Source organism: Flavobacterium sp. (assembly GCF_031537875.1).
Classification (GTDB): domain Bacteria; phylum Bacteroidota; class Bacteroidia; order Flavobacteriales; family Flavobacteriaceae; genus Flavobacterium.
Genome location: NZ_JAVKNB010000009.1, coordinates 238,916 through 263,458, shown reverse-complemented (window position 1 = coordinate 263,458; position 24,543 = coordinate 238,916). Strand labels below are relative to the sequence as shown.

30 protein-coding genes are annotated in these 24,543 nt (G+C 33.6%); 14 read left to right on the top strand and 16 right to left on the bottom strand.

Going from position 1 to position 24,543, the window contains the following annotated elements:
* Window positions 1-72: 72 nt before the first annotated feature.
* Window positions 73-954: a 4-hydroxy-tetrahydrodipicolinate synthase gene (gene dapA / locus RMR09_RS04975; RefSeq protein WP_310594701.1), complete on the bottom strand. Its 882-nt coding sequence runs from the start codon at window positions 952-954 to the stop codon at window positions 73-75.
* A 1-nt stretch (window position 955) separates the two neighbouring features.
* Window positions 956-1,480, bottom strand: coding sequence for a DUF6913 domain-containing protein (locus RMR09_RS04970; RefSeq protein ID WP_310594700.1), 525 nt, complete (start codon window positions 1,478-1,480; stop codon window positions 956-958).
* A gap of 47 nt (window positions 1,481-1,527) precedes the next feature.
* Here RMR09_RS04970 and RMR09_RS04965 point away from each other — a divergent pair, with 47 nt between their 5' ends.
* Genes RMR09_RS04965 through RMR09_RS04955 form a run of 3 tightly spaced genes read left to right on the top strand, consistent with a single transcriptional unit; the run spans window position 1,528 to window position 3,462 of the window.
* Window positions 1,528-2,307, top strand: a complete 780-nt coding sequence (locus RMR09_RS04965; protein WP_310594699.1) for a 5'-nucleotidase — start codon at window positions 1,528-1,530, stop codon at window positions 2,305-2,307.
* 18 nt (window positions 2,308-2,325) lie between these two features.
* Window positions 2,326-3,240, top strand: a complete 915-nt coding sequence (locus RMR09_RS04960) for a metallophosphatase (RefSeq protein ID WP_310594698.1) — start codon at window positions 2,326-2,328, stop codon at window positions 3,238-3,240.
* A gap of 15 nt (window positions 3,241-3,255) precedes the next feature.
* The gene (locus RMR09_RS04955) at window positions 3,256-3,462 is read left to right on the top strand and encodes a hypothetical protein (protein WP_310594697.1); all 207 of its coding nucleotides are present in this window, start codon (window positions 3,256-3,258) and stop codon (window positions 3,460-3,462) included.
* Here RMR09_RS04955 and ligA read toward each other — a convergent pair.
* The 5 genes from ligA to rpsF all read right to left on the bottom strand — a co-directional run bounded on the left by ligA (window position 3,459) and on the right by rpsF (window position 7,286).
* Window positions 3,459-5,456, bottom strand: a complete 1,998-nt coding sequence (gene ligA, locus RMR09_RS04950) for an NAD-dependent DNA ligase LigA (RefSeq protein ID WP_310594696.1) — start codon at window positions 5,454-5,456, stop codon at window positions 3,459-3,461. The two genes, RMR09_RS04955 and ligA, sit on opposite strands and share 4 nt — an antisense overlap.
* Before the next feature lie 75 nt (window positions 5,457-5,531).
* Window positions 5,532-6,005 carry a DUF6495 family protein gene (locus RMR09_RS04945; RefSeq protein WP_310594695.1) on the bottom strand — a complete coding sequence of 158 codons (474 nt, stop codon included), beginning with the start codon at window positions 6,003-6,005 and terminating at the stop codon, window positions 5,532-5,534.
* Between the two features lie 131 nt (window positions 6,006-6,136).
* On the bottom strand, window positions 6,137-6,580 hold the full coding sequence (gene rplI, locus RMR09_RS04940; protein ID WP_296682237.1) for a 50S ribosomal protein L9: 444 nt from the start codon (window positions 6,578-6,580) through the stop codon (window positions 6,137-6,139).
* Window positions 6,581-6,642: 62 nt separating this feature from the next.
* Window positions 6,643-6,939, bottom strand: a complete 297-nt coding sequence (gene rpsR, locus RMR09_RS04935; RefSeq protein WP_007138295.1) for a 30S ribosomal protein S18 — start codon at window positions 6,937-6,939, stop codon at window positions 6,643-6,645.
* A gap of 5 nt (window positions 6,940-6,944) precedes the next feature.
* The gene (rpsF, locus tag RMR09_RS04930) at window positions 6,945-7,286 is read right to left on the bottom strand and encodes a 30S ribosomal protein S6 (RefSeq protein WP_296682233.1); all 342 of its coding nucleotides are present in this window, start codon (window positions 7,284-7,286) and stop codon (window positions 6,945-6,947) included.
* A 167-nt stretch (window positions 7,287-7,453) separates the two neighbouring features.
* On the opposite strand from rpsF, the gene RMR09_RS04925 reads away from it, so the two are divergent.
* On the top strand, window positions 7,454-8,149 hold the full coding sequence (locus RMR09_RS04925) for a LytTR family DNA-binding domain-containing protein (protein ID WP_310594694.1): 696 nt from the start codon (window positions 7,454-7,456) through the stop codon (window positions 8,147-8,149).
* A 7-nt stretch (window positions 8,150-8,156) separates the two neighbouring features.
* Here RMR09_RS04925 and priA read toward each other — a convergent pair whose 3' ends face one another.
* From priA to RMR09_RS04900, 5 genes are all read right to left on the bottom strand, one after another.
* Window positions 8,157-10,607: a primosomal protein N' gene (gene priA / locus RMR09_RS04920; RefSeq protein ID WP_310594693.1), complete on the bottom strand. Its 2,451-nt coding sequence runs from the start codon at window positions 10,605-10,607 to the stop codon at window positions 8,157-8,159.
* Between the two features lie 14 nt (window positions 10,608-10,621).
* A complete protein-coding gene (locus RMR09_RS04915; protein ID WP_310594692.1) occupies window positions 10,622-11,044 on the bottom strand; it encodes a DUF2147 domain-containing protein in 423 nt (140 codons plus the stop codon).
* Window positions 11,045-11,055: 11 nt separating this feature from the next.
* Window positions 11,056-11,988, bottom strand: coding sequence for a YihY/virulence factor BrkB family protein (locus tag RMR09_RS04910; protein ID WP_310594691.1), 933 nt, complete (start codon window positions 11,986-11,988; stop codon window positions 11,056-11,058).
* A 1-nt stretch (window position 11,989) separates the two neighbouring features.
* A complete protein-coding gene (gene nadC / locus RMR09_RS04905; RefSeq protein ID WP_310594690.1) occupies window positions 11,990-12,847 on the bottom strand; it encodes a carboxylating nicotinate-nucleotide diphosphorylase in 858 nt (285 codons plus the stop codon).
* Between the two features lie 135 nt (window positions 12,848-12,982).
* The gene (locus RMR09_RS04900) at window positions 12,983-14,281 is read right to left on the bottom strand and encodes an ammonium transporter (protein WP_310594689.1); all 1,299 of its coding nucleotides are present in this window, start codon (window positions 14,279-14,281) and stop codon (window positions 12,983-12,985) included.
* Window positions 14,282-14,493: 212 nt separating this feature from the next.
* Between RMR09_RS04900 and rlmH the strand changes: the two genes are divergently transcribed.
* Window positions 14,494-14,967 (top strand): 23S rRNA (pseudouridine(1915)-N(3))-methyltransferase RlmH, encoded by a 474-nt coding sequence (gene rlmH / locus RMR09_RS04895; RefSeq protein ID WP_310594688.1) that lies wholly within the window; start codon window positions 14,494-14,496, stop codon window positions 14,965-14,967.
* A 51-nt stretch (window positions 14,968-15,018) separates the two neighbouring features.
* On the opposite strand, the gene RMR09_RS04890 is transcribed toward rlmH, so the two are convergent.
* Entirely contained in the window at window positions 15,019-15,588 is a 570-nt protein-coding gene (locus tag RMR09_RS04890) for a hypothetical protein (protein WP_310594687.1), read from the bottom strand.
* Entirely contained in the window at window positions 15,589-16,410 is an 822-nt protein-coding gene (folP, locus tag RMR09_RS04885) for a dihydropteroate synthase (protein ID WP_310594686.1), read from the bottom strand. It abuts the gene before it with no gap.
* A gap of 89 nt (window positions 16,411-16,499) precedes the next feature.
* Between folP and RMR09_RS04880 the strand changes: the two genes are divergently transcribed.
* The 8 genes from RMR09_RS04880 to RMR09_RS04845 all read left to right on the top strand — a co-directional run bounded on the left by RMR09_RS04880 (window position 16,500) and on the right by RMR09_RS04845 (window position 22,847).
* Window positions 16,500-17,033, top strand: a complete 534-nt coding sequence (locus RMR09_RS04880) for a DUF1599 domain-containing protein (RefSeq protein ID WP_310594685.1) — start codon at window positions 16,500-16,502, stop codon at window positions 17,031-17,033.
* A gap of 27 nt (window positions 17,034-17,060) precedes the next feature.
* Window positions 17,061-18,170 (top strand): BT_3928 family protein, encoded by a 1,110-nt coding sequence (locus tag RMR09_RS04875; protein WP_310594684.1) that lies wholly within the window; start codon window positions 17,061-17,063, stop codon window positions 18,168-18,170.
* 120 nt (window positions 18,171-18,290) lie between these two features.
* The gene (locus RMR09_RS04870; RefSeq protein WP_310594742.1) at window positions 18,291-18,788 is read left to right on the top strand and encodes a TlpA disulfide reductase family protein; all 498 of its coding nucleotides are present in this window, start codon (window positions 18,291-18,293) and stop codon (window positions 18,786-18,788) included.
* Between the two features lie 31 nt (window positions 18,789-18,819).
* Entirely contained in the window at window positions 18,820-19,572 is a 753-nt protein-coding gene (tpiA, locus tag RMR09_RS04865; protein WP_310594683.1) for a triose-phosphate isomerase, read from the top strand.
* Between the two features lie 107 nt (window positions 19,573-19,679).
* Complete coding sequence (prmA, locus tag RMR09_RS04860; RefSeq protein WP_310594682.1) at window positions 19,680-20,513, top strand: 50S ribosomal protein L11 methyltransferase; 834 nt, start codon at window positions 19,680-19,682, stop codon at window positions 20,511-20,513.
* Between the two features lie 33 nt (window positions 20,514-20,546).
* Window positions 20,547-20,822 (top strand): ATP-dependent Clp protease adaptor ClpS, encoded by a 276-nt coding sequence (locus RMR09_RS04855; RefSeq protein ID WP_310594681.1) that lies wholly within the window; start codon window positions 20,547-20,549, stop codon window positions 20,820-20,822.
* Between the two features lie 76 nt (window positions 20,823-20,898).
* Window positions 20,899-22,164 (top strand): sterol desaturase family protein, encoded by a 1,266-nt coding sequence (locus RMR09_RS04850; RefSeq protein WP_310594680.1) that lies wholly within the window; start codon window positions 20,899-20,901, stop codon window positions 22,162-22,164.
* An 11-nt stretch (window positions 22,165-22,175) separates the two neighbouring features.
* The gene (locus RMR09_RS04845) at window positions 22,176-22,847 is read left to right on the top strand and encodes a lysoplasmalogenase (protein WP_310594679.1); all 672 of its coding nucleotides are present in this window, start codon (window positions 22,176-22,178) and stop codon (window positions 22,845-22,847) included.
* A gap of 49 nt (window positions 22,848-22,896) precedes the next feature.
* Here RMR09_RS04845 and RMR09_RS04840 read toward each other — a convergent pair whose 3' ends face one another.
* Together RMR09_RS04840 and RMR09_RS04835 are read right to left on the bottom strand one after the other, a co-directional pair.
* Window positions 22,897-23,310, bottom strand: a complete 414-nt coding sequence (locus tag RMR09_RS04840) for a DUF6691 family protein (RefSeq protein ID WP_310594678.1) — start codon at window positions 23,308-23,310, stop codon at window positions 22,897-22,899.
* 2 nt (window positions 23,311-23,312) lie between these two features.
* Window positions 23,313-23,870, bottom strand: a complete 558-nt coding sequence (locus RMR09_RS04835; RefSeq protein ID WP_310594677.1) for a YeeE/YedE thiosulfate transporter family protein — start codon at window positions 23,868-23,870, stop codon at window positions 23,313-23,315.
* A gap of 182 nt (window positions 23,871-24,052) precedes the next feature.
* Between RMR09_RS04835 and RMR09_RS04830 the strand changes: the two genes are divergently transcribed.
* Window positions 24,053-24,502: a 2-dehydro-3-deoxyphosphooctonate aldolase gene (locus RMR09_RS04830; protein ID WP_310594676.1), complete on the top strand. Its 450-nt coding sequence runs from the start codon at window positions 24,053-24,055 to the stop codon at window positions 24,500-24,502.
* Window positions 24,503-24,543 lie beyond the last annotated feature (41 nt).

Below are 24,543 nucleotides of genomic sequence, written 5' to 3'. Positions count from 1 at the left end.
TCGCAAATTTAGGTATTAATTTAGCGACTACAAAATATTTTTTGAGTTAAAAAAATGTGAAATAAATTGCCTTTATTTATTGCTTTTTCGAACAAATGAATCAATTCTGCTCGCTAGAGAATCATCCACTTTTACCAATGGCAAACGCACGGTGTTTTCAGCAATTCCTAACGACTGAAATACTTGTTTGATTCCCGCAGGATTTCCTTGTTCAAAAATCATGTCAATGCATTCAGACAATTGGTATTGAGTTTGGAATGCCTGATCTACTTTGCGGTTTAATCCCAAACGAATCATTTCTGAAAAAGCAGCAGGAAAACCTTGCCCAATAACAGAAATTACTCCAGAACCACCCGCTAAGATTAATGACAAAGCGGTCATGTCATCTCCAGAAATTACCAAGAAATCTTTTGGTTTTGTTTTTAACAATTGAAACCCTTGTACCAAATCTCCCGAAGCCTCTTTAATAGCAACAACATTTTTAAAATCAGTCGCTAATCGAACTACCGTTGCAGGCAACATATTACTTGAGGTACGTCCAGGTACATTGTACAGAATCACGGGTAGTGGGGATGCTTCAGCTACTGCTTTGAAGTGCTGATAAATCCCTTCTTGTGTTGGTTTATTATAATAAGGTGAAACTGAAAGAATGGCCGTAAATGCAGCTAAATCTCTGGTTTTTAATTCAGATACTACTTCCATTGTATTGTTACCTCCTACTCCTAAAACTAAAGGCAATCTCCCTTTGTTTGCTTCGACAACAGTAGTAATGACCAATTCTTTTTCAGCAGCTGACAAGGTAGCATTTTCGGCAGTTGTACCTAGCACAACCAAATACTCTATTCCACCGTCAATTGAAAAATTTACAATTCTAGTTAATGCCTCTGTATCAATTGAAAAATCAGCTTTAAAAGGGGTTACAAGAGCAACACCAGTTCCTATTAATGATTGCATATTACGATTCTATTTTGTTTAATATTTTTAAATATTTGAATAACTCATGAACAAAAACGGAATAATTTTCAGGTCTTGTTGTGATCATCAAATGATTGAACTTTTTATCTATAGCTGAAAATCCAACTTTAAATTGTGCTTTAGAATTATTAGTAATGAGTAGTAAAATAGCTTTTTCAATGGCATAATAACTAATCAATAAATCAAATTCAGTTTGAATAAATTCAGTAACAACTGTATTCTGAATCTCACCACTCCAGTTTACAATTGCTGAGCTAAAAGTAAATTCAGAAAACGATTCTTTATTATTTATTTGATCTCTGTAAACTAGTATTGTAATGTTATTTTGAGAAAACCCATTTGCGATTAACGCTTGAATCAACGCTTGTTTTTCTACAAAAACACTCTCATCTACTAACAATCCTACAGTTTGTATAGCATTAGTACTAGCCTGAGTGCTTACCTCCTGCCATTTACTTTTTAATTTATATTTTAGAAAAAAATTCTTTAAATAATTTAAAAACATAGTACATTTACCTGATTACAAAACTAATTAATAAAGTGGCATTAGAAATGGTAAAACTAAAAAAGTATAATCAATTTTTCAAACTTTTTGTTATATTTATAACATCATCATTGATTATTTCGTGCGCAAAGGCTAATTATCAATTAACTACGATTGAAGGCAAACGCATTCCTATCACAGAAAAATTAAGTCAAACGACTGAAATTGAAAACTATATCAATCCCTACAGAGAACATATTGATGCTGATTTAAGTAGTGTTTTAGCCTATAGCCCAGAAACTTTAGATAAAAGTGGCAGCACTTGGCAATCACAATTGGGTAATTTATTAGCCGATGTTACTCTTCAAGCTGGAAATAAAGTATTCCAATTGAGAGAAAAAAAATCAGTAGACATCTGTCTATTGAATAGCGGCGGTATTCGTGCTATTCTTCCTAAAGGAAATGTAACGGCGCGTACTGCATTTGAAATCATGCCTTTTGAAAATAGTTTGGTGGTGATTACTTTAAAAGGAGAACAAATTCAAGAATTAGTCGATTATTTTATTGCTACTAAAAAAGCACACCCTATTGCAGGTATCACTTTTACCATTCAAAAAAACAACAGCGCAAAAAATATTGTTATTCAAGGAAAACCGCTTGATTTAGCAGCTATTTATAATGTTGCTACGAATGACTATTTAGCGAATGGCGGTGACAATATGAATTTCTTCAAAAAAGGAATTCAAAAATATGATTTAGAATATAAATTACGAAATATCCTGATTGACTACTTCAAAGAAGTAGACACTATACCTGTAATCAAAGACATCCGTATTACTGAAGAATAAGTTCCAAAAAACAGAAAGATGAAAAGAAGAGATTTTATAGAAAAAACAGCAGCAGGTTCTGCATTTGTAGGATTGGGATTGTCATTGAGCAGTTTTAAATCAACTGATATAAAAAAGATAACTATTTTACATACTAATGACGTTCACAGTCATATTGACCCTTTTCCTGCCGATGATCCTCGTAATGCCAATATGGGAGGTGTGAGCCGAAGAGCTGCATTGATAGAAAGTATTCGTCAAGAAAACTCGAATGTATTACTTCTCGATGCAGGTGATATTTTTCAAGGAACACCGTATTTTAATTATTATGGTGGCGAATTGGAATTCAAATTAATGAGTATGATGAAATATGATGCTTCAGCTATTGGGAATCATGATTTTGACAACGGAGTAGAGGGTTTGCGCGCTCAAATGCCACATGCCACTTTTGAATTCATCTCAGCCAACTATGATTTTAAAAATACTGTGATGGATGGTTTTGTAAAACCCTATAAAATTTTCATCAAAGACGGAATTAAGATTGGGGTTTTTGGTTTAGGAATTGAATTTGATGGATTAGTAGACAAAAAACTATACAAAGAAACCGTGTACAACGATCCTGTTGAAATCAGTCAAGACATGGTTCGCATCTTGAAAAAAGAACAAAAATGTGACTTAGTGATTTGTTTATCACATTTGGGTTATAAATACACCAAAGAAGATGCAGACAAGATTAGTGATTTGAAACTGGCAGCCTTGACTGAAGATATTGATTTAATCATCGGTGGTCACACCCATACATTTTTAGATAAACCTACTATTGTCAAAAACAAAGCTGGGAAAGACGTATTAGTAAATCAAGTGGGGTGTTACGGAATCAACTTAGGGCGAATTGACTTCTATTTTGATAGCAACAAACAAAATATTGCGAAAGGAAAATCGATTGTGGTGTAATTCAAACGGAACTTTATGAAAAATTTCTTCAATATAAAAACCACTTGGACTAATGCCGAATTCATTCCATTGAAATTATGCATTGCTTCTGCCTATATTTTAATAGGAATCTATTTTGTTGATTTTTTTAAGGAATATTGGCAATTCGTCGCTCTTATTTTTATTATCACAGTAATTGTATCGGTCACCATGTGGATAAAAAAGATGCAACAAAATAATTAATCAATCATTGCTTTAAAATCCTCTTCTGAAATTATCGGAATATTGAGTTTATTGGCTTTGTCTAATTTGGCTGGCCCCATATTGTCACCTGCCACCACATAATCGGTTTTGGCTGAAATAGAACTTCCTACTTTGCCGCCATTATCCTCAATAGCTTGTTTTAGTTCATCTCTTGAAAATAAAGTGAATACTCCAGAAACGACAAAGGTTTTGCCTTGTAATTTATCTGTAGCATCTGGATTTATTTTTTCTACAATTTCAAATTGAATGCCGTAGTTTTTCAATCGTTCTATAATCATTTGATTTTCTTGATTGTCAAAAAAGTCAATGACACTTTGAGCTATACGTTCTCCTATCTCATCAACCAAAATTAAATCCATCAAACTAGCTTGGCGTAAAGCATCAATATTTTTATAGTGTTTCGCTAATTTCTTGGCTACTGTTTCTCCCACATAACGAATTCCTAAAGCAAACAACACACGCTCAAATGGAATATTTTTAGATTGCTCAACCCCATTTACTAAGTTCTCTGCTGATTTTTGTGCCATGCGTTCCAAAGGCAAAATTTGTTCTACCGTCAATTCATATAAATCAGCATAATTATGAACCAAACCATTATTGAACAACAAAGCCACCGTTTCGCCCCCAAGTCCTTCAATGTCCATAGCTTTTCTTGAGATATAATGTTGGATTCTCCCTATAATCTGTGGCGGACAACCATAGAAATTGGGGCAATAATGATTGGCTTCCCCTTCGCTTCGAACTAATTGAGTTTGACATTCAGGACAATGGGTAATATACTGCGTTGGTTCAGTAAATAAGGGGCGCTGCGCCAAATCAACCGCTATAATTTTAGGAATAATTTCTCCACCTTTTTCAACAAAAACAGTATCGCCAACACGAATATCCAATTTTTCAATTTGGTCGGCATTGTGTAATGAAGCACGTTTTACAATAGTACCTGCCAATTGAACGGGTTCTAAATTAGCCACAGGTGTAATTGCACCGGTACGACCCACTTGGTATGAAATAGAGTTGAGTCGAGTTGCTACTTGTTCCGATTTGAATTTATAAGCTATTGCCCATCGTGGTGATTTAGCAGTAAAGCCTAATTCTTCTTGGTATTGAAACGAATTTACCTTAACCACTACCCCATCCGTTTCATACGGCAAGTTATGACGATGTGTATCCCAATAATCTATAAACTGAAAAACTTGATCCAAATTACTTGCCAACTTTGCTTCTTTAGGGGCTTTAAATCCCCAAGCTCTAGCAGTTTCTAAACTTTCAAACTGCGAATTAAAAGGCAGTTGATTTCCAATTAAAAAATACAACAAACAATCTAAAGGCCTTTTGGCTACTTCAGTACTATCTTGTAATTTCAAGCTTCCAGAAGCTGTATTCCTAGGATTTGAATACGGAGATTCGCCTATCTCAATTAATTCCTGATTCATTTTTTCAAAACCAGCAAAAGGTAAAATAATTTCGCCTCGCACGTCAAATTTGGGAGGATAATTACCTTTCAGTTGCAGTGGAATCGATTTAATTGTCTTGATATTATTGGTTACATCATCTCCTTGAAAACCGTCACCACGAGTCACAGCTCGCTTTAGCTTTCCATTTTCGTAGGTAATACTAATTGACGCTCCGTCATATTTCAACTCGCAAGTATATTCCAAAGACACATCACCCAACACTTTTTGAATTCGTTTTTCCCATTCCAACAAATCTTCTTTAGAATACGAATTATCCAAAGAGTACATGCGATGTTCGTGAACTACCGTTTCAAAATTTTTAGTAATGGCACCTCCAACACGTTGTGTAGGAGAACTTTCATCAAAGAATTCAGGATGTTGATTTTCTAAATTTTGTAATTGGACCAATTTCAAATCAAACTCATAATCCGAAATAGTGGGTTGATCTAACACATAGTAATTATAGTTGTGTTGATTTAATTCCTCTCGTAAATTTTGAATCGTATTTTGAATGTCCATAGAAAATAAAATTGGCTATTTTAGTTTTTGAAATAGTGTACTAAAATAGCCAAATTAATAGAAATACCAATACAATTACGATTCAATAATCGAATTTATTTGTTGGTATAATTGTCCGTCACTTAAGAAAGCGCCTTGCTGAATTAAAGCAAATACAGACGCGTTTCGTTCTTCGGTAAATACTTTTTTACCTATTTTCATTTCAATAGTTTCGGTAAACATATTGTCACTCAACCATTGTAAGCCGTCTTTAGTTAAAAAATCAACCTCTGGAACCAATGATTTTAACACAATAGAATTGACATAGGTATCAAAACATTGGAAAAGAAAAATATGATTTTTAGAAAAATGTTCCAAATATTCCGCTTTGGTCAATACCCCTTCCCAAATCAAATCAGAAAAAACATCTAATTCTTGTTCCGCTACTTCGGGTTGATTTTCTTTAATAGTATCCCATTCCGCTTTATCAATCGATTGGCTCGCCAAAAAGTTGATGAACTCTGGGTGTAATTCTTCGAATTGTTCTTTGGTTAATCTTGAGTATTTCATATCATTAAGGGAACATTTTAAACTAGTTCCAAATTGTTAAAATATAAAAATGAGATTGCTTCGTTCCTCGCAATGACATTAAACAAAAAAATCCCGACTCACATCGGGATTTTAAAATATAAGTTAAGAAATTATGCTTTTTCAGCAACAATTTCGTAAGCTAATTCTACGATAACATCTCTGTGTAAACGAACTGAAGCAGTATATTTTCCTGTACGTTTAACAATTCCGCTAGTGATGAATTTTCTATCAATTTCTTGACCTGCATTAGCCAAAGCTGCAGCGATGTCAATGTTAGTAATAGAACCAAATAATTTTTCACCACCTGCTTTTGCAGTGATTTTAATTTCGATAGCTTTTAAAGTTTCAGCTAATGCTTTTGCATCTGCTACCACTTTTGCTTCTTTGTGCGCTCTTTGTTTCAAGTTCTCAGCTAATACTTTCTTTGCAGAAGGAGTTGCTAATTGTGCGAAACCTTGAGGAATTAAAAAGTTACGACCATAACCGTTTTTTACAGTTACTACATCATCTTTAAAACCTAAATTTTGAACGTCTTTTTTTAGAATCAATTCCATGTTGTTGTCCTTGTTATAGAAGTTAGGTTCTCTTTAGGGAGAAACCAACAACTGAGTTTAAATTATTTTAATAAATCGGCCACGTATGGCATTAAAGCTAAGTGACGTGCTCTTTTCACAGCAACAGACACTTTTCTTTGGTATTTCAATGAAGTTCCGGTTAAACGACGAGGAAGAATTTTTCCTTGCTCATTAACGAATTTCAATAAGAAATCAGCATCTTTATAATCGATATATTTGATACCTGATTTTTTGAAACGACAATACTTTTTAGTTTTGTTAGTTTCTATGTTCAAAGGCGTAAGATATCTGATATCTCCGTCTTTTTTTCCTGAAGCAGATTGTTGTAATGTAGCCATGATAATTAAGCTTTTTGAGATTTAAGTTTAGTTCTTCTTCTTTCAGCCCAAGAAATTGCGTGTTTATCTAAACTTACAGTTAAGAAACGCATAACTCTCTCGTCACGTCTAAATTCAGTTTCAAAAGCAAGTAATACTTCACCAGCAACTTTGAATTCGAATAAATGGTAAAAACCACTTTTCTTGTTTTGAATTTCGTAAGCCATTTTTTTAAGGCCCCAGTCTTCTTTCGATACCATTTCAGCTCCACGACTAGTAAGAAATTCTTCAAATTTGCTTACTGTTTCCTTTACCTGAACTTCAGATAAAACGGGATTTAAAATGAAAACAGTTTCATAATGATTCATAAATAATGTATTTATTTGTTAAATTGGGTGCAAAAATAATCAATTCTTTTATATATACAAGCGATAATTAGTTTTATTATATTTTCGTGTAAATATTCTCCTGCTTTTGTAATTTTTAAATAATTTTTAATTAAATTTAGTATTGATAATCAGTAACTTAATAAATTATGAAATTAAATTGTTTAATAATTGAAGACAGTGCGGTTCAACGAATGATTGTAGCAAGATTAGTTAACAATCATCCGCAATTAAATTTAGTAGGTGATTTTTCTAATGCTATTGAGGCGCGTAATTGTATGGCTATTCATTCTGTAGATTTAATTTTTTTAGACATTGAAATGCCCGTCATTAGTGGATTCTCTTTTTTAGAAGGACTCAAAACGAAACCGCAAATCATTTTTGTAACCGCTAAAGCCGAATATGCACTTCGGGCATTTGACTATGACGCCACCGATTACCTTCAAAAGCCAGTTGCTTTAAATCGGTTTGAAACCGCAGTGAAACGTGCTTTGCATTTACATTCTCTTGAACACGAGATTAAAGAAGATTCTGGAGAACATATTTTCATTAAAAGTAATCTCAAGAAATTAAAAATATTCACTTCTAAAATAAAATGGATTGAAGCTTTTGGAGATTACGTAAAAGTGGTTACTGAAGAAGGCAACAACCTGGTTCTTTCGACTATGAAATCATTTGAAAATAATTTAAGTAAAGAGAAATTTGTTCGAGTACACAAATCGTACATTATTAACATTGACAAGGTGGAGCGCTATAATAGTAAATTTGCTGAAATTGGTTCTTCTAAAATACCTTTGAGTCGACACAAAAAAGAAGATTTAATAAAAGCACTAACTTTTGCTTAAACAAAAACTAATAATAATCTACATTTATTGACACTTTTATTGCCCTATATTGCGGAACAGCCTCAAAACTATTTATTATTTTTTGAATTGTTTTTTTAGTACCTCCAATTGGTAAATTATGAGGGATTTTAATTAAAATAGTTCTTATATATTCATTTCTTATCCTACTAATGGGTGGTTCTTCGGGACCTAAAACAGGTAATGCTAAATTTTGACTCATTACTTGATACAACCACATCGCCCCTTCTTTCAACTTATCAAAATCACGATGTTTCAGTGTTAACTTAACTAACCTAAAATAAGGCGGATATTTATAGATCTGACGATCGTACAATTGTTCCGTATACATCCCTAAATAATCATTATTAGTCACTTGCTGGATTGTATTGTGATTGGGATTATAGGTCTGAATAACTACTTTTCCTCGTTTTTCAGATCGCCCTGAACGTCCAGAAACCTGTGTCATCATTTGAAAACTTCTTTCAAAAGCTCGGAAATCAGGATGATACAACATGGTATCGGCATTCATAATACCCACTAAACTCACGTTGTTAAAATCCAAGCCTTTAGCTAACATTTGGGTTCCAACTAAAATTTCTATTTCCTGATTTTTAAAACTATCAATAATTTTCTCAAAACCAAATTTTCCTCGGGTGGTATCCTGATCCATACGTCCAGTTTTGGCATTAGGAAAAATAGATAGTAATTCTTGTTCTATTTGTTCCGTTCCAAAACCTTTGGTAGCCAAATCAATACTGGAACAACTATGACAATGCGTAGGTTTAGCCATCGAATAACCGCAATAATGACAACGCAATTGATTCTTGTGTTTGTGATAAGTCAAACTCACATCACATTGTTGGCATTGAGGTACATTCCCACAAGTAAGACATTCAATTATTGGTGAATACCCTCTCCTATTTTGAAATAGAATCACTTGTTCTCCCAAAGACAGAGCCGTAGTTATCGATTCAATCAACGAATTACTAAAATGACCCGTCATTTTTTTACGGAAATAACTGTCTTTTAAATCTACCAATTCAATTTCTGGCAACTGCACTCTACCAAAACGCTCTGTAATTTCGACCAAACCATATTTATCGGATTGGGCATTAAAATACGATTCAATACTTGGCGTTGCCGAACCTAAAAGCACTTTAGCCTGATGCGAATGAGCCAAAACAATTGCTGCATCACGGGCATGGTACCTTGGTGCTGGATCTACTTGTTTGAACGTTTGCTCGTGTTCTTCGTCGACAATAATCAAACTTAAATCGGAAAATGGTAAGAACAATGCTGATCTCGCACCAATTACTATTTGTGCTTTAGGTGATTTTTCTAGGACTTGCCTCCACAACTCCACCCGTTCATTATTACTGTATTTGGAGTGGTATACCCCTACTTTGTCTCCAAAATAAGTTCGTAAGCGTCCAACTAATTGGGTAGTTAAAGCAATTTCAGGTAAGAGATACAGTACTTGTTTTCCTGTTGCTAGTTGTTCCTCGATGAGTTTAATGTAAATTTCTGTCTTTCCGCTCGATGTCACTCCGTGCAGCAAACACACTTCTTTTTCTGCGAATCGACCTTTGATTTCCTCAAAAGCGCGTTGTTGAGCGACGCTCAATTGCAAATCAGTTTCTTGTGCATTCCCCTCAAAATTGACTCTGTCTTCTTGAATAAGATACTCTTCTAGTATTTCTTTTTCAATTAGTGCTTTCACTATGGCTGAAGACGAATTAGCAACTTCTACTAATTGCTTTACCGAAATTGGCTTTTTCTCTACTGCATTCAACTGAAAATAAGTCAAAACCACCTCTCTTTGTTTGGCTGCGCTTTTAAGCATTTCCAACAAATCATTCAAACCTGAATTAGAATTGTATTTAGAATGCAAGCGAACATAACGTACTAATTTCGGTTTATACAATTCCTGAACTTCTTCTTGGAGCACCAAAATATTTTTGTCAATCAATTTTTGGATAACTGGAAAAATATTTTTCTTATTCAAAATAGCCGTTATATCCTGAATTTTTAACGAACTCTGTTGTTGTAAGGCTTGATAAATAAGAAATTCCTCGTCAGAAAGTAAACTTTCTTCCTCCACAACGGATGATTTTTGAGTAATAATCGTTTCGCTTTCTAACAATAACGCACTTGGCATGGCGCCGCGATACACATCTCCAATCGCACACATGTAATAACTTGCAATCCATTGCCAATGGGCAATTTGGAATTCGGTCACAATGGGTTTTTCATCCAAAATTTGATCGATTTCTTTCGCTTCGTATAACGTCGGCTCATTTTGATGTTTGTCAATGATAAGTGCTGTATACATTTTACTTTTGCCAAAAGGTACTACCACCCTCATTCCATTTTTCACAAAATGAAATTCGGCCTCAGAAACCTCATAAGTAAAGGTTTTAGCAAGAGAAAGCGGTAAAATTACTTCGACAAAATACATGGGTTGAATACTTGTTAGTTAACTCGATGCCAGTACTGAGTTCTTCCTAACAAAGAAAAACCTATATAACCACGAACCTTAAGCTTATCTTTTGATTCTAGAGAAATGGCGCATTTATACAATTTACCATTTTTAGGATCTAAAATTTCACCTGAAGTATATTCAGCACCTTCTTTAGACAATCCCTTTATAATGGTCAGTCCTAAAATAGGTTTGTTTTTATCTTCGCCAGAACACTTTTGGCACAGACTATTTTTATTGGCTACATCTAAAACTTCGACTACTTTGGCATACATTTTTCCCGACTTCAGAAACAGTTCTACAATCGATTTGGCTTCGCCTGTTTCGTCGTCAATAGTTTTCCATTTTCCAACTATGGATTGAGAATTCATAGTTATTGAAAAGAATAGTAAAAATAAAATGCAATAGTGTTTCATATGTAATTGATTTAGGATAATTGCGCCGCTTTTTGTTTCTTCAATTTAGCTATAGTAGCATTCAATTCGAACCCTAATAAAAGAATCATACAGTTGATCCAAATGTAAAACATTAAAATCAACAAGGTTCCTATAGAACCATACAATTCATTGTACTTTGAAAATTTGATTACCCAAATCCCAAAAAAGTACGAAGAAATAATAATTAATACTGTTGTAAAAACAGAACCAATACTGATGAAACGGGGTTTATGAAACTGCTTTGTTCCATAACGCAACAAAATCGAACTTGTGATTAAAATCATTAGAATTACAAAAGCATACCTTCCCATTTCTATCAAAGGGACTTGGTCACTCAACACGTCTTGAATAATGGTTTGCTGAATGATTACCTCAAAAATAACAATTGCAGCAACGGTAACTATCAATAGCACCGACAGCACCATTGAAATCCCTAAAGCTACTACATACTGTCGTAAAAAGCCTCGTTTTACCAATACATGTTTAGAAGATTCAAACCCACTAATTATTCCAGAAATTCCATTTGCCATCAAGAAAATAGACAATAAAAAACCTGAGGACAACAATCCTGAATGACTGTTATTCAAAATATCATTAATAATTTTATAAATAGCGTCATAGGTATTGGGAGGAACTCCTTCTTTTACAAACTCCAAAAAATCGGCTTGAAAACCTTGGATGGGAATGTATGGAATCAAGTTCAATATAAATAAAGCAAAGGGAAACAAAGCCATGAAAAAGCTAAACGCGACTGCGCTGGCGTGATAGGTCAAACCGCCCTCTACAATTCCAAGAATATACAATTCCATCAAATCATACAAAGATAACCCCTCTAACCAAGGTAATTGAATGCGTTGCAATACGCGAACTAAATTTCGCAGTAGTGGCAACTTTAAAAGCCTGCTTTCTATCTCTATCGACATATTAAAATGCTTTTAAACTTAAGTCCATATTAATCACTGAATGCGTCAACGCACCTGAGGAAATATAATCCACACCACATGCTGCATAATGACGAATCGTGGTTTCGTTAATATTTCCGGAAGATTCCGTTTGACATTTATTTCCAATTAAAGCCACTGCTTTACGAGTATCTTCATAATTAAAATTGTCAATCAAAATGCGATGTACACCATCACTTTTCAAAATCTCTTCAATTTCCTCTAAATCACGAGCTTCAACAATAATTTTTAAATCTAAATTATTGGCTTTAAGATATTCTTTTGTTTTGGCTATAGCCAAAGTAATTCCACCTGCAAAATCAATATGATTATCCTTCAACATGATCATATCATACAAGGCAAAACGATGGTTCTCTCCTCCTCCAATTTTGACCGCCCATTTTTCTGGAGCACGAAAACCTGGAGTCGTTTTACGAGTGTCAAGAATTTTAGTTTTTGTCCCTTCCAACAATTGAACGTATTGGTTGGTTTTTGTGGCAATAGCAGACATGCGTTGCATCGAATTCAACACCACGCGTTCTGCTTTCAAAATAGATTGCGAATTGCCCGAAACATGAAAAACTATATCCCCTTTTTCAACAAAAGTCCCATCTTCAATAAAGGTTTCCATTTTCAAATCAACATCCACATATTCAAATATCATTTTTGCAAAAGAGACACCCGCAATAATCCCATCTTCTTTTACCAATAGTTTAGCATTTCCATTCGCAGAAGCTGGAATACAAGCCAACGAACTATAATCTCCAGGACCTACATCTTCACGTATCGCATTGGCAATCAAAAGCGCTAACTCTTTTTTGAATTGGGAATCACTAATCATTTTTACCTTTTTTATGAATTGCTAAAGTAGCATATTTTTGGGGATTTAAAAATTTGAAGCTAGTATAATTGTCACTCTCTAAAAACAAAAAAAGGGCAACATAAAATGTTACCCTTTTCAATTCGAGAAGTATTTTTAGTTGTGTGTTTGTCTAGCCACTTCCCCGTGATGTAATATATCCAATCCAACTGTTTGATCTTCTTCGTTCACACGAACTGGAATAAATTTATTGATGATTTTAAATAATAAAACTGTAAAAATAAAGGCATAACTCGTAGCAAATAAAATGGCAACACATTCTTTAAACAACAGCATACCATCACCTCCAAAGAATAATCCATTTGGCACAAGAGCATTAATTTGGCTATTAGCAAAGAATCCCAGACAGATTGTCCCTATAATTCCACCCATACCATGTACTCCCCAAACATCTAAAGCATCATCCCAACCTTTATGTTCTTTGTATTTTACCGCTGCAAAACAGCCAACAGCAGCTATAATTCCAATAATAGCCGAAGAATAAATATCAACATATCCTGCAGCAGGTGTGATAGTTGCTAATCCAGCCACTGCTCCAGTCATTAAACCAATAAAAGTAGGTTTCTTTTTACCTGTATTCCATTCAATTAACAACCAAGTCACCGCTGCAAATGAAGCTGCAGTATCTGTATTTAAAAATGCCGAAATAGTTACCGAATTCACTGCCAACTCACTTCCTGCATTAAATCCGTACCAACCAAACCATAATAAAGCCGTTCCAATAGCAACTAAAGGAATATTGTTAGGTTCGTGCGATTTTTGACGTTTTCCAACAAAATAAACTGAAGCCAAAGCAGCAAAACCAGCCGTTGCATGAACTGTGATTCCACCTGCAAAATCAAACACACCCCACTCAGCTAACAATCCGCCACCCCAAACCATGTGAACGAAAGGATAATACACAAATATTTGCCATAAGATAAGGAAAACCACATACGATTTAAATGACACTCGATTGATGAATGCACCCGTTATCAGCGCTGGAGTAATGATAGCAAACATCATTTGGTAGGCTATAAAAATGTACTCTGGAAAACGTTTGTCTGACGAATACAAAGTGGATGGAGTAATCCCGTGATAAAATGCCTTGTTAAAATTTCCAATGATTCCAAAAAAATCATTTCCAGCATCCATCGTTCCGCTAAAACAAACTGAATATCCAAAAGCAAACCACAGCACAGTACTGATTCCCATAGAAACAAAACTTTGCATCATGATACTCAAAATATTCTTATTACATCCTAATCCACCATAGAAAAAAGCAAGTCCTGGTGTCATTAACATTACCAAACTAGTGGCAAGAATCATAAAAGTAGTTAAGCCTACATCTAACATAATTATCATTTTTAAAGTGTTGCGCAAAAATAAATAATCAACACAATATATTTTTTTCATTTTTTACGAAAATTGTGAAATTTTAAATTTAAAAACAGGGGTGTTACCAAAACAATTAACAAATCTTAAATTGAACCCCTTCAAAAAATAGGGTTATTATTAAAAGTCATTAAAAAAATCGCTACACTACATAATCTTTAAAAATCGATTTAACAATACAACGGCATTTTTTTATCAAAACCCTATCTTTGCCTTTTGAAATCAACACAATAATGAACATCAAACTCATCGCTATTGGCAAAACTGATAACAAAGCACTACAATCATTAATTGATGATTACACCAAGCGCTTGTCTTTTTATATCAAATTTGAATTGGATATCATTCCTGATATTAAAAACGTGAAAAACTTATCCGAAAGCCAACAAAAAGAAAAGGAAGGCGAATTGATTTTGGCTAAAATCACTCCAACGGATCAACTGATTTTATTGGATGAAAATGGAAAGAATTTTTCAAGTGTTGGTTTTTCAGAAGAATTACAAAAAAAGATGAATTCAGGAGTCAAGACCTTAGTCTTTGTAATTGGCGGTCCCTATGGGTTTTCGGATACCGTTTATGCTAAAGCGCAAGGCAAAATCTCTCTATCATTGATGACATTCTCACATCAAATGGTGCGTTTATTCTTTATCGAACAACTGTATCGCGGGTTTACAATTTTAAGAAACGAACCGTATCATCATCAGTGATTTACGAAGTACGATATACGATATTAAATGTACGAATTACGAATTCGTTTTTCAATAGATAAATTCTGCTTCAGAGACATTCTGTAAATTCAATTGTTGAATAGCTATTTTATACTGAATATACTCTTCAAAATTCATATTTTTATCAAAACCTAAACTAGTTCTACCTAAACTATTTTTCAATTTTTGAAGCGCATCGCCATTCTTTGAAAAATAAACAATAGAATCCGACTTTGGGCTTGTCAGTTTAAATTGCAACTTAGTGAATGGAATAAAAGCTAAATTTTTATGAACACTATCTGAGTACGAAAAATAATTCTCTGAAGTTTCACTTTTATGGGCGCTTCCCTCCTTTTTAGCCTGTAGTTTTATAATTTCTGGCACGACCAATCGCAAAGGCAAACGCTTATCAATATGAAAAATCCAATTAGTCGAACTAATCGAATTTTTCCTATTTACTTCTACCAAAGTATCTTTACCATTCGTTCTAAAAAACAAGTAAATAGACGAATAATCTTGAATGTCTTTAACAATCGAAATATCCGACTTAGGCAATAAAATCGTTGCATCTTTTCCGCAAGAAAACAAAACGAACAAGAGGATTAAACTTAAATATTTCATTTAGTTGATTGCATTAAATAAAGTGACACATTCCACTGCTTCTTTCACATCGTGAACCCGAAGGATATTCGCTCCTTTTAATAAGGAAACTGTATTTAAAACCGTTGTTCCATTAAGTGACTCTGAAGCATTACAATTCAGGACTTTATATATCATTGATTTTCTAGAAATACCTGCTAAAATTGGCAAATCCAATTGTTGGAACAACTCCATTTTTTGAAGCACTTCATAATTTTGTTCTACCGTTTTGGCAAAGCCAAATCCAGGATCAATAATCAAATCATTAATACCTAAACTTCTGGCAGCCGCAATTCGTTCTGAGAAATATAAAATCATTTCCTTGACCACATCCTGGTATTCCGTTAGCGATTGCATGGTTTGAGGATTCCCTCTCATGTGCATCATAATATAAGGCACATTGTGTTTAGCAATAGTATTTAACATAGTATCGTCTAATTTGCCTGCTGCAATATCATTAATTAAAGCTGCTCCTTTTAGAATACAAGCTTCAGCTACTTCAGAGCGAAAAGTATCAATTGAGATTAAAATTTGAGGAAACTGCTGTACGAGCAACTCAACAATTGGAACAATTCGCGCCATTTCTTCTTCGACAGAAACAAATTCGGCATTGGGTTTACTCGAATACGCACCAATATCAATAAAAGTTGCCCCTTCTGAAAGCATTTTTCCAACTTGAGCTATAATTTCGGCTTCATTTGTATACTTCCCACCATCAAAAAAAGAATTCGGAGTTAGGTTTAGAATTCCCATTACTTTAGGCTTCGTTAAATCGATAAGCTGTCCTTTGCAATTAATCGTCATTTCAATCTGGTTTTAAAGAGCTTGTTTTTCTTCTTTCAGAAAAATTATTCTTATTTTTGAAAAATTTTGAATACAAATATACATCAATAATGAAGAATACTTCACAAGAATATGATGCCGTTGTTGCGGTATGTCGCGATTTATTTACCAAAAAAATGAAAGATTACGGAAGTGCTTGGCGTATTTTACGATTGCCATCGCTTACTGACCAAATATTTATTAAAGCACAACGAATCAGAAGTTTACAAGAAAACGAGGTTCGTAAAGTTAACGAAGACGAATCAGGAGAATTCATCGGAATCATCAATTATTCTATTATGGCTTTAATCCAATTGGAATTAGGTGTTGTTGATCAACCTGATTTGGATGTGGAAAAAGCAACCCAATTGTACGATGCTAAAATCGCTGCCACCAAAGAATTAATGGAAAATAAAAACCATGATTATGGGGAAGCTTGGCGCGAAATGCGAGTGAGTTCTTTGACAGATTTGATACTTCAAAAATTACTTCGTGTGAAGCAAATTGAAGACAACAAAGGAAAAACATTAGTTTCGGAAGGAATTGATGCTAATTACCAAGACATGATTAATTATGCTGTTTTTGCATTAATTTTAATGAAATAAATCATCCGTATCTCAAATTCCTAAATTATGACAAAGCTCAAAAATAGTATCACCCAATTTTCAAGAATTTTTGTTGGAATACTCTTTATTATTTCAGGATTAATCAAACTGAATGACCCACTAGGTTTTTCATACAAATTGGCCGAATATTTCGGCGAACCTGTTTTTAACTTACCTTTCTTCGTCCCATTTTCATTAGCAATAGCGCTCTTTTTAGTTATTCTCGAAGTCGTTTTGGGAATTATGTTATTAATTGGTTTTAAATCAAAACTAACGGTTTGGCTTTTATTACTACTAATCGTTAAATTCACCTTTCTAACATTCTATTCTGCTTATTTTAATGTAGTTAAAGATTGCGGATGTTTTGGAGATGCGTTGCATTTAACACCTTGGCAATCGTTTACTAAGGATGTCGTTTTATTGTTTTTCATTTTGATTTTATTCTTTAATGTCAAATTGATACAACCTTTATTCAAAGCGCAAATTCAAAACACCTTATTTATCTTAAGCATTGGTTTGTGCAGTTTTATGGGGTATTGGGTGTTGCATCATTTACCAATCATTGATTTTAGACCCTTTAAAGTAGGTAACAACATTCAAAAAGGAATGGAAATTCCAGAAGGAGCGCCACAATCCGTTGTAGAAATGACATTTATCTATAAAGTAAACGGTGTTGACACTGAATTTACCGAAAAAGATTTAATGAAAATTCCAACTGGAGCCACTTTTGTAGATCGAAAAGACAAAGTAATTGTAGAAGGTTACGTTCCTCCTATTCATGATTTTGCTATGGAAAAAGACGGTTCTGACTATAAAGACGAATTGTTACAAAACCCAAAACTAGTAGTTTTTGTTACTTACGACCTAGCTGTTTCAAACAAAGATGGATTGGCTCAATTAGAAAGTCTAAAACAAAAGGCTACCGCAAAAGGGTACACGGTTATTGGAATGACAGGTTCAGCTCCAGAACAAATTGAAAAAACAAAAAAAGAATACGGATTTACATTTGATTTTTATTTCTGTGATGCAACCGCTTTAAAAACTATTGAAAGAGCTAATCCAAGTATCGTAATTTTAGACAAAGGTACTGTGAAACAAAAAGTACATTATAATGACATTCAAGATTTGAAATTATAGTTTGAAATTTCAGTTAATAAGTTGCTTATTTATTAACTATAACGTTATTGAAACAGGTGATATTCAATCAAAAACACGCTATCAATTGAGTTTAAATTAACTTTGCTACTATTTATAATGATGAAAAAACTAATTGCCTTACTAATCGCTTTTGCAACATTTTCTTGCACGAGCAACGCACAGAAAAAAACTTTTTCTACAATCGCTTTGTCAGAAACACTTTTGGCAACTGACGGAAGTCAAGTAGCTTTTAAAGACATTATCAAGAAGCAAGAAGGAAAAACTACCGTAATTGAAGTTTGGGCATCTTGGTGTGGCGATTGTGTAAAAGCAATGCCAAAAGTTAAAGAATTACAAGCGAATCATCCTGAAGTAGCTTTTACATTTATTTCGATGGACAAAACGTCTGATAAATGGAAAGCTGGAATTGAAAAACACGAATTGAAAGGAGATCATTATATGGCTAACGACCAAATGAAAGGTGTTTTTGGACAAGCCATTGATTTGGATTGGATTCCAAGATATATCATTTTGGATAAAACAGGAAAAATCATCATCTATCGAGCTATCGAAACTGATTTTGAACTCCTAAATACAACTTTAAACCAACTTAAATAAACTAAAAACTATTATAATAAATACAACTAAAATGAGAAAAAAGATTGTTGCAGGAAACTGGAAAATGCATAAAAACGCTGAGCAAACTGAAGATTTATTGAATGAATTGATTGCTAAAGTACCAACTGAAAGTACTGCACAAGTTATTGTTGCTCCTACATTTGTTAACTTAGCATCAGCAGTAGACCATTTAGAATTTACTACTATCGATGTAGCTGCACAAAACGTTCACCAAGCAGAAAGCGGTGCGTTCACTGGAGAAATTTCAGCTGATATGTTAAAAAGTGTTGGTGTAAATACTGTAATCCTTGGACACTCTGAGCGTAGAGCTATTTTCCACGAAACAGATGCTTTAATTGCAAGTAAAGTAGATGCTGCTTTAGAACATGATATGACTGTTATTTTTTGTTTTGGAGAAGAATTAAAAGATCGTCAATCAAACAATCATTTTAACGTTGTTGAAAACCAATTAAAAGATGGTTTATTCCACATTAATGCTAACGACTGGGAAAATGTTGTTTTGGCTTACGAACCAGTTTGGGCTATTGGAACAGGAGAAACAGCTTCTCCAGAACAAGCACAAGAAATGCACGAATTCATCAGAGAAACTGTACGTAAATCTTTCGGAAGTGATGTTGCTGAAAATGTTTCAATCCTTTACGGAGGAAGTGTGAAACCTGAAAATGCAAAAGAAATTTTCTCTAAACCAGATGTAGACGGAGGTCTTATCGGTGGAGCTGCTTTGAAAGCAGATGATTTTGTAGCTATTATCAACGCTATCTAAATTTTACTATTCCTATTCAAAAAGAGGTTTGTTCATTCAAACCTCTTTTTTTGTTTCTAGTAGTCGCATAACTGAAGAGAAAATGTACCTTTGCAAAAAAAACAAACATGTCAAATAGTTATATCGGATATCATTTTACCATTGAACCAAAAGAACTAGGTTCTGAAATTCTTATTGCCGAATTAGGTGAAAAAGCGTTTGAAAGTTTTACAGAAACTGAAACTGGAATTGATGCTTTTGTACAAAAAGATTTGTGGGACGATACTATACTTGACGATGTTTACATACTACAGTCTGAAGAGTTCAAAATCGACTATACTTATGAGGAGATTGAACAAGTGAATTGGAATGAAGAATGGGAGAAAAATTTCGAACCTATTGAAGTGGATGGGAAATGCCATGTTCGCGCTCCTTTTCATCCAAAAACTGAAGCCCAATTTGATATCGTAATTGAACCTAAAATGAGTTTTGGCACCGGACATCACGAAACTACGCACATGATGATTCAGCATTTATTAGAAATGGATGTGAAAGGTTTGAAAACATTAGACATGGGATGCGGGACTGCTATTTTAGCCATTTTAGCCGAAATGAAAGGCGCTCAACCTATTGATGCGATTGATATTGACAATTGGTGCTATTTGAACTCCATTGAAAACGCTGAACGTAACCATTGCAAACACATTAGTGTTTATGAAGGAGATGCCGCTTTATTACAAGATAAAAAGTACGACTTAATTATTGCTAATATCAATCGAAATATTTTGTTGAATGATATGCAATCGTATGTGGATTGTTTGAACCCTGGTGGAACTATTTTATTTAGCGGTTTCTACGAAGAAGACATCCCGTTTATAGATGAATCTTGTACTGAAAAAGGATTGACTTACGTTAAAAAATTTCAAAGAAACAATTGGGTTTCGTTAAAATATGTAAATTAGTGTTGTAATTACCAAAGTACAAAACCTACCTAAATGAGTACTAAAGAAAAAGTTAGAGAAAGAGTCAGTTTAAAAGAACAAACATCCGTCAATAATGAAATTGTGGTGTACAATGATGATGTCAATACTTTTGATCACGTAATTGACACCTTAGTGAGGGTATGTGATCACACTCCTGAACAAGCTGAACAATGTTCGCTAATTATTCATTACAATGGAAAATGTACTGTAAAAACTGACGTGTACGACAAACTTAAGCCACAGTGTATCCAGTTATTAGAAGCTGGATTAAGTGCTGAAATCATATAACAAAAAACCAAATATTTTCATTTTTATTACAAAACACATAGTTTTATTCTATATTTGATTAAAATTATAGGTGTTTATGAAAGAATATGCTACAGTTTTGTTATTTGCAATGCCTCTTTTTTTGGCATTAATAATCATAGAAAAAGTGTATGGTTATTATAAAGGTGAAGATACTGCTCCCACTATGGATTCGGTATCCAGCATCAGTTCTGGAATTATTAATTCCCTAAAAGATGTTTTGGGATTGAGTGTAACCCTACTTTCTTACGACTGGATGGTAAACAGAATTGCTCTATTCCATCAAGAACCCAACCTCATTGCGTATATAATTGGATTCATAGCTATTGATTTTTATGGCTATTGGTCACATCGATTGGCACATCAAATCAACTTTTTATGGAACAAACACGCTATTCATCATAGTAGCGAAGAATTCAATTTATCATGTGCCTTGCGACAAACTATTTCGAGTTTTGTCAATCTATTCACATTTTTATTAATCCCTGCTGCGGTATTAGGAGTACCTGCAAAAGTAATTGCGATTACCTTACCCATTCATTTGTTTTTACAATTTTGGTACCACACGAAACACATTAAAAAAATGGGTGTTTTAGAACAAATTATTGTTACTCCCTCTCACCATCGAGTTCATCATGCCATTAATCCAGAATACATGGATAAAAATCACGGTCAAATTTTTATTTTTTGGGACAAATTATTTGGCACCTATCAAGAAGAATTAGACAGTGTTCCAGCCGTTTTCGGCATTACTAGGCCAGCACAAACTTGGAATCCTTTCCGAATCAATTTTCAACATCTATGGCTATTAATCTGTGATGCTTGGCGCGCCGAAAATTGGAAAGACAAGTTCACCATTTGGTTTCAACCAACGGGTTGGCGTCCAGAAAATTTTGAAGAAAAATATCCTGTTGCCAAAATCACCAATGTGTATGACTTCAATAAATACGGAACACAATATTCTAAAACATTGATGAATTGGTCTGTTTTACAATTGTTTGTCACTTTAGCATTAGTGAGTTATTTATATCTTTCAATTGCACAACTAGATCTTCAAAATATTTTCCTTTACGGATTTTTCATTTTTATTAGTGTTTATAGTTATACCGAATTAATGGATACCAATAAATTTTCTTTGGTTTGGGAAAGTATTCGATTTACTTTCGGAATTGGGATTGTAACTTACATAGGAGATTGGTTTGGAATTGATCGTATTATTCCTTTCGGGACTTACTTGATTATGGGATATTTAGTGCTTTCATTACTAGTTAACGTATATTTTGTAAGCTTTGGATTCAAATCAGAAAAATTAGCTCTAGCCTAAATAAACACAATATGAAAAACAAATTATACTTATCTATCTACCTCGTTATAAGTGCTATTTACTTATTAATCACTGCATTTAACCAAGAAGAAATGGTACGAGTGGTAAAACCATTTTTACTTCCAATTTTACTAGTTGCAGTATATTATACAGAAAACTTTAGTACTAAAAAAATCTTACTAACAGCATTAACATTCTCATGGATAGGTGATGTTATTTTACTCTTCGCAGATAGAGGAGAAATCTATTTTATACTAGGATTAGTTGCGTTCTTACTATCTCATATCTTTTATATTGTACTCTTTAACAAGCAAACCATAAGCAAGACAATCAGCAATAAATTAAGTTTTGGAGCTGGAATTGGATTGATTGTGATCTATTTTTCGATGATGATTACAACGCTAGGGCCTAAACTGGGTTCACTTACAGTACCCGTAGTTATCTATGCTATAGTAATAAGCACCATGCTGTATTTTGCCCTCAAAGGAAGCTTTCAATGGGAAGCGATTCCGAATCATTCTGTTTTAATTGGCGCTCTATTGTTTATTAGTTCGGATAGTATTTTGGCATTTAATAAATTTTACAAGCCAATTCCTGCTGCTTCTTTATTAATCATGGTTACCTATTTACTAGCTCAGTATGGTATAGTCAAAGGAATCTTACACTTAAATCAAAAAAAATAGCATTCTCTTAAACTAAGAAAATGCTATTAAAAATTTTGTATATTGTGATTTAGTGTGGTAACTTTTCTTTAAAAAGACCATACAAAATAGTTCCTACCAAAGCGCCTATTAGCACCAAAATAACTGGAAAAACTCCTGCACCTAATAATATAAAAATTGGTCCTGGACAAGAGCCTACTAATCCCCAGCCTAAACCAAAAAGTATCCCTCCAATCCAATAACGAGCTGCACCTTTTTCTTTGTCTTTTATAACTATTGGTGCTCCGTCAATATCTTTTATTTTGTTTCTTTTAATGATTTGAATCCCTATCAAACCCGTTGCTATAGCAACCGAGATAATTCCATACATATGGAATGATTGAAACTGAAACATTTCATAAATACGATACCAAGATACCGCTTCAGACTTAGTCAGCACAATCCCAAAAATAAAACCTACTACTAAATATTTAATTAATTTCATCGTTAAAAAAGTAAGGGTAATAATAAATGAACCATAATCAATCCGCCAATAAAAAATCCGATAACCGCTTTTAAAGAAGGTAATTGCAAGTTGCTCAATCCTGAAATGGCATGTCCTGAGGTACATCCTCCCGCATAACGTGTTCCAAAACCAATCAAAATCCCACCCACTAGTAAAATCAAAATACTTTTTGGAGATTCAAAAATTTGATTCCCAAAAAGAACATCTGGAGCTAGTTTACCATTGGGAGCATCTATACCAAGTGCCGCTAATTGTTCAATTGTTGTTGGATTAATGGCAACGTTAGTTGGATCACTCATAAAATGCACTGCCAGAAAACCTCCTATCATCGCTCCTACTACTACTGTAAGATTCCATTTGTTCGCTTTCCAATCGAAGTTAAAATAAGCTACTTTTTTTCCAAGTCCAGACATCGAACAAAGAGACTCCAAATTGGATGACATTCCGAAATGTTTACCAAAATAAGTCAAACAAAGCATAATCATGCCTATAATAAATCCTGAAATATACCAAGGCCAGGTTTGAAAAAGGATACTCATAAATTCTGTATTTTTTGTAAAAATAGGAATTCTATTTGGCAAACAAAACATTTTATAGAGGCATAATTGTTGCTCAAAAGAATAAAACTGCTGAAGTTCTCATTATATTTGTATAACCAATTAAATTCTTGTACTATTTGTTTATTTAAACCTAAAAAAGAAAAATAAATACCAAAAATATTATGAAAAAAAGTATCCTAATTATTGCTTTATCAATACTACTAAACTCTTGTGTGAGTACTAGATCAACTTTAAAAAACGTAGATGATACAGCACCTGATTTAGTAGTAAACAACAATAACACCTTTGATATTAAACTATTTAGTACGGATAAAAAATACGGTTACGACAAAGATTACCCGATTAATATTTTTTATCAAACCAGTAAATCTGATGCTAATCAAGAACGTTTTCTGAATGCTTTGGCTGGTCCAAAAGGAGAAAAAATAACCTATTCTAAATTAGAAAGTTGTTGTCCCTTCCCTACTAAGCGAAGTGATATGGGAGCGGGTTTCTTAGACGTTTATGAACTAAAATGGGAAGGGCAAAAAAAACCTGTTCTTTTATACCTTAACATATACGAAAAAGGAATTGTAATGGTACCATTTGGATTACGCTTGAAAAACAATTAATTGATTCGTTTAACTGAAGTGCATCAAACTGATATTGGTTA

Bases quoted from the DNA above. Each gene is read 5' to 3' on its own strand.
- RMR09_RS04970 (WP_310594700.1), bottom strand. From the start codon at position 1,480: ATGTTTTTAAATTATTTAAAGAATTTTTTTCTAAAATATAAATTAAAA.
- RMR09_RS04880 (WP_310594685.1), top strand. From the start codon at position 16,500: ATGAAGAATACTTCACAAGAATATGATGCCGTTGTTGCGGTATGTCGC.
- rplI (WP_296682237.1), bottom strand. From the start codon at position 6,580: ATGGAATTGATTCTAAAAAAAGACGTTCAAAATTTAGGTTTTAAAGAT.
- RMR09_RS04835 (WP_310594677.1), bottom strand. From the start codon at position 23,870: ATGAGTATCCTTTTTCAAACCTGGCCTTGGTATATTTCAGGATTTATT.
- RMR09_RS04840 (WP_310594678.1), bottom strand. From the start codon at position 23,310: ATGAAATTAATTAAATATTTAGTAGTAGGTTTTATTTTTGGGATTGTG.
- priA (WP_310594693.1), bottom strand. From the start codon at position 10,607: ATGTATTTTGTCGAAGTAATTTTACCGCTTTCTCTTGCTAAAACCTTT.
- dapA (WP_310594701.1), bottom strand. From the start codon at position 954: ATGCAATCATTAATAGGAACTGGTGTTGCTCTTGTAACCCCTTTTAAA.
- nadC (WP_310594690.1), bottom strand. From the start codon at position 12,847: ATGATTAGTGATTCCCAATTCAAAAAAGAGTTAGCGCTTTTGATTGCC.
- RMR09_RS04830 (WP_310594676.1), top strand. From the start codon at position 24,053: ATGAAAAAAAGTATCCTAATTATTGCTTTATCAATACTACTAAACTCT.
- tpiA (WP_310594683.1), top strand. From the start codon at position 18,820: ATGAGAAAAAAGATTGTTGCAGGAAACTGGAAAATGCATAAAAACGCT.
- prmA (WP_310594682.1), top strand. From the start codon at position 19,680: ATGTCAAATAGTTATATCGGATATCATTTTACCATTGAACCAAAAGAA.
- RMR09_RS04960 (WP_310594698.1), top strand. From the start codon at position 2,326: ATGAAAAGAAGAGATTTTATAGAAAAAACAGCAGCAGGTTCTGCATTT.
- RMR09_RS04855 (WP_310594681.1), top strand. From the start codon at position 20,547: ATGAGTACTAAAGAAAAAGTTAGAGAAAGAGTCAGTTTAAAAGAACAA.
- rpsR (WP_007138295.1), bottom strand. From the start codon at position 6,939: ATGGCTACATTACAACAATCTGCTTCAGGAAAAAAAGACGGAGATATC.
- RMR09_RS04875 (WP_310594684.1), top strand. From the start codon at position 17,061: ATGACAAAGCTCAAAAATAGTATCACCCAATTTTCAAGAATTTTTGTT.
- RMR09_RS04870 (WP_310594742.1), top strand. From the start codon at position 18,291: ATGAAAAAACTAATTGCCTTACTAATCGCTTTTGCAACATTTTCTTGC.
- RMR09_RS04965 (WP_310594699.1), top strand. From the start codon at position 1,528: ATGGTAAAACTAAAAAAGTATAATCAATTTTTCAAACTTTTTGTTATA.
- RMR09_RS04850 (WP_310594680.1), top strand. From the start codon at position 20,899: ATGAAAGAATATGCTACAGTTTTGTTATTTGCAATGCCTCTTTTTTTG.
- folP (WP_310594686.1), bottom strand. From the start codon at position 16,410: ATGACGATTAATTGCAAAGGACAGCTTATCGATTTAACGAAGCCTAAA.
- RMR09_RS04910 (WP_310594691.1), bottom strand. From the start codon at position 11,988: ATGTCGATAGAGATAGAAAGCAGGCTTTTAAAGTTGCCACTACTGCGA.
- RMR09_RS04955 (WP_310594697.1), top strand. From the start codon at position 3,256: ATGAAAAATTTCTTCAATATAAAAACCACTTGGACTAATGCCGAATTC.
- RMR09_RS04945 (WP_310594695.1), bottom strand. From the start codon at position 6,005: ATGAAATACTCAAGATTAACCAAAGAACAATTCGAAGAATTACACCCA.
- RMR09_RS04890 (WP_310594687.1), bottom strand. From the start codon at position 15,588: ATGAAATATTTAAGTTTAATCCTCTTGTTCGTTTTGTTTTCTTGCGGA.
- RMR09_RS04900 (WP_310594689.1), bottom strand. From the start codon at position 14,281: ATGAAAAAAATATATTGTGTTGATTATTTATTTTTGCGCAACACTTTA.
- ligA (WP_310594696.1), bottom strand. From the start codon at position 5,456: ATGGACATTCAAAATACGATTCAAAATTTACGAGAGGAATTAAATCAA.
- RMR09_RS04845 (WP_310594679.1), top strand. From the start codon at position 22,176: ATGAAAAACAAATTATACTTATCTATCTACCTCGTTATAAGTGCTATT.
- RMR09_RS04915 (WP_310594692.1), bottom strand. From the start codon at position 11,044: ATGAAACACTATTGCATTTTATTTTTACTATTCTTTTCAATAACTATG.
- rlmH (WP_310594688.1), top strand. From the start codon at position 14,494: ATGAACATCAAACTCATCGCTATTGGCAAAACTGATAACAAAGCACTA.
- RMR09_RS04925 (WP_310594694.1), top strand. From the start codon at position 7,454: ATGAAATTAAATTGTTTAATAATTGAAGACAGTGCGGTTCAACGAATG.
- rpsF (WP_296682233.1), bottom strand. From the start codon at position 7,286: ATGAATCATTATGAAACTGTTTTCATTTTAAATCCCGTTTTATCTGAA.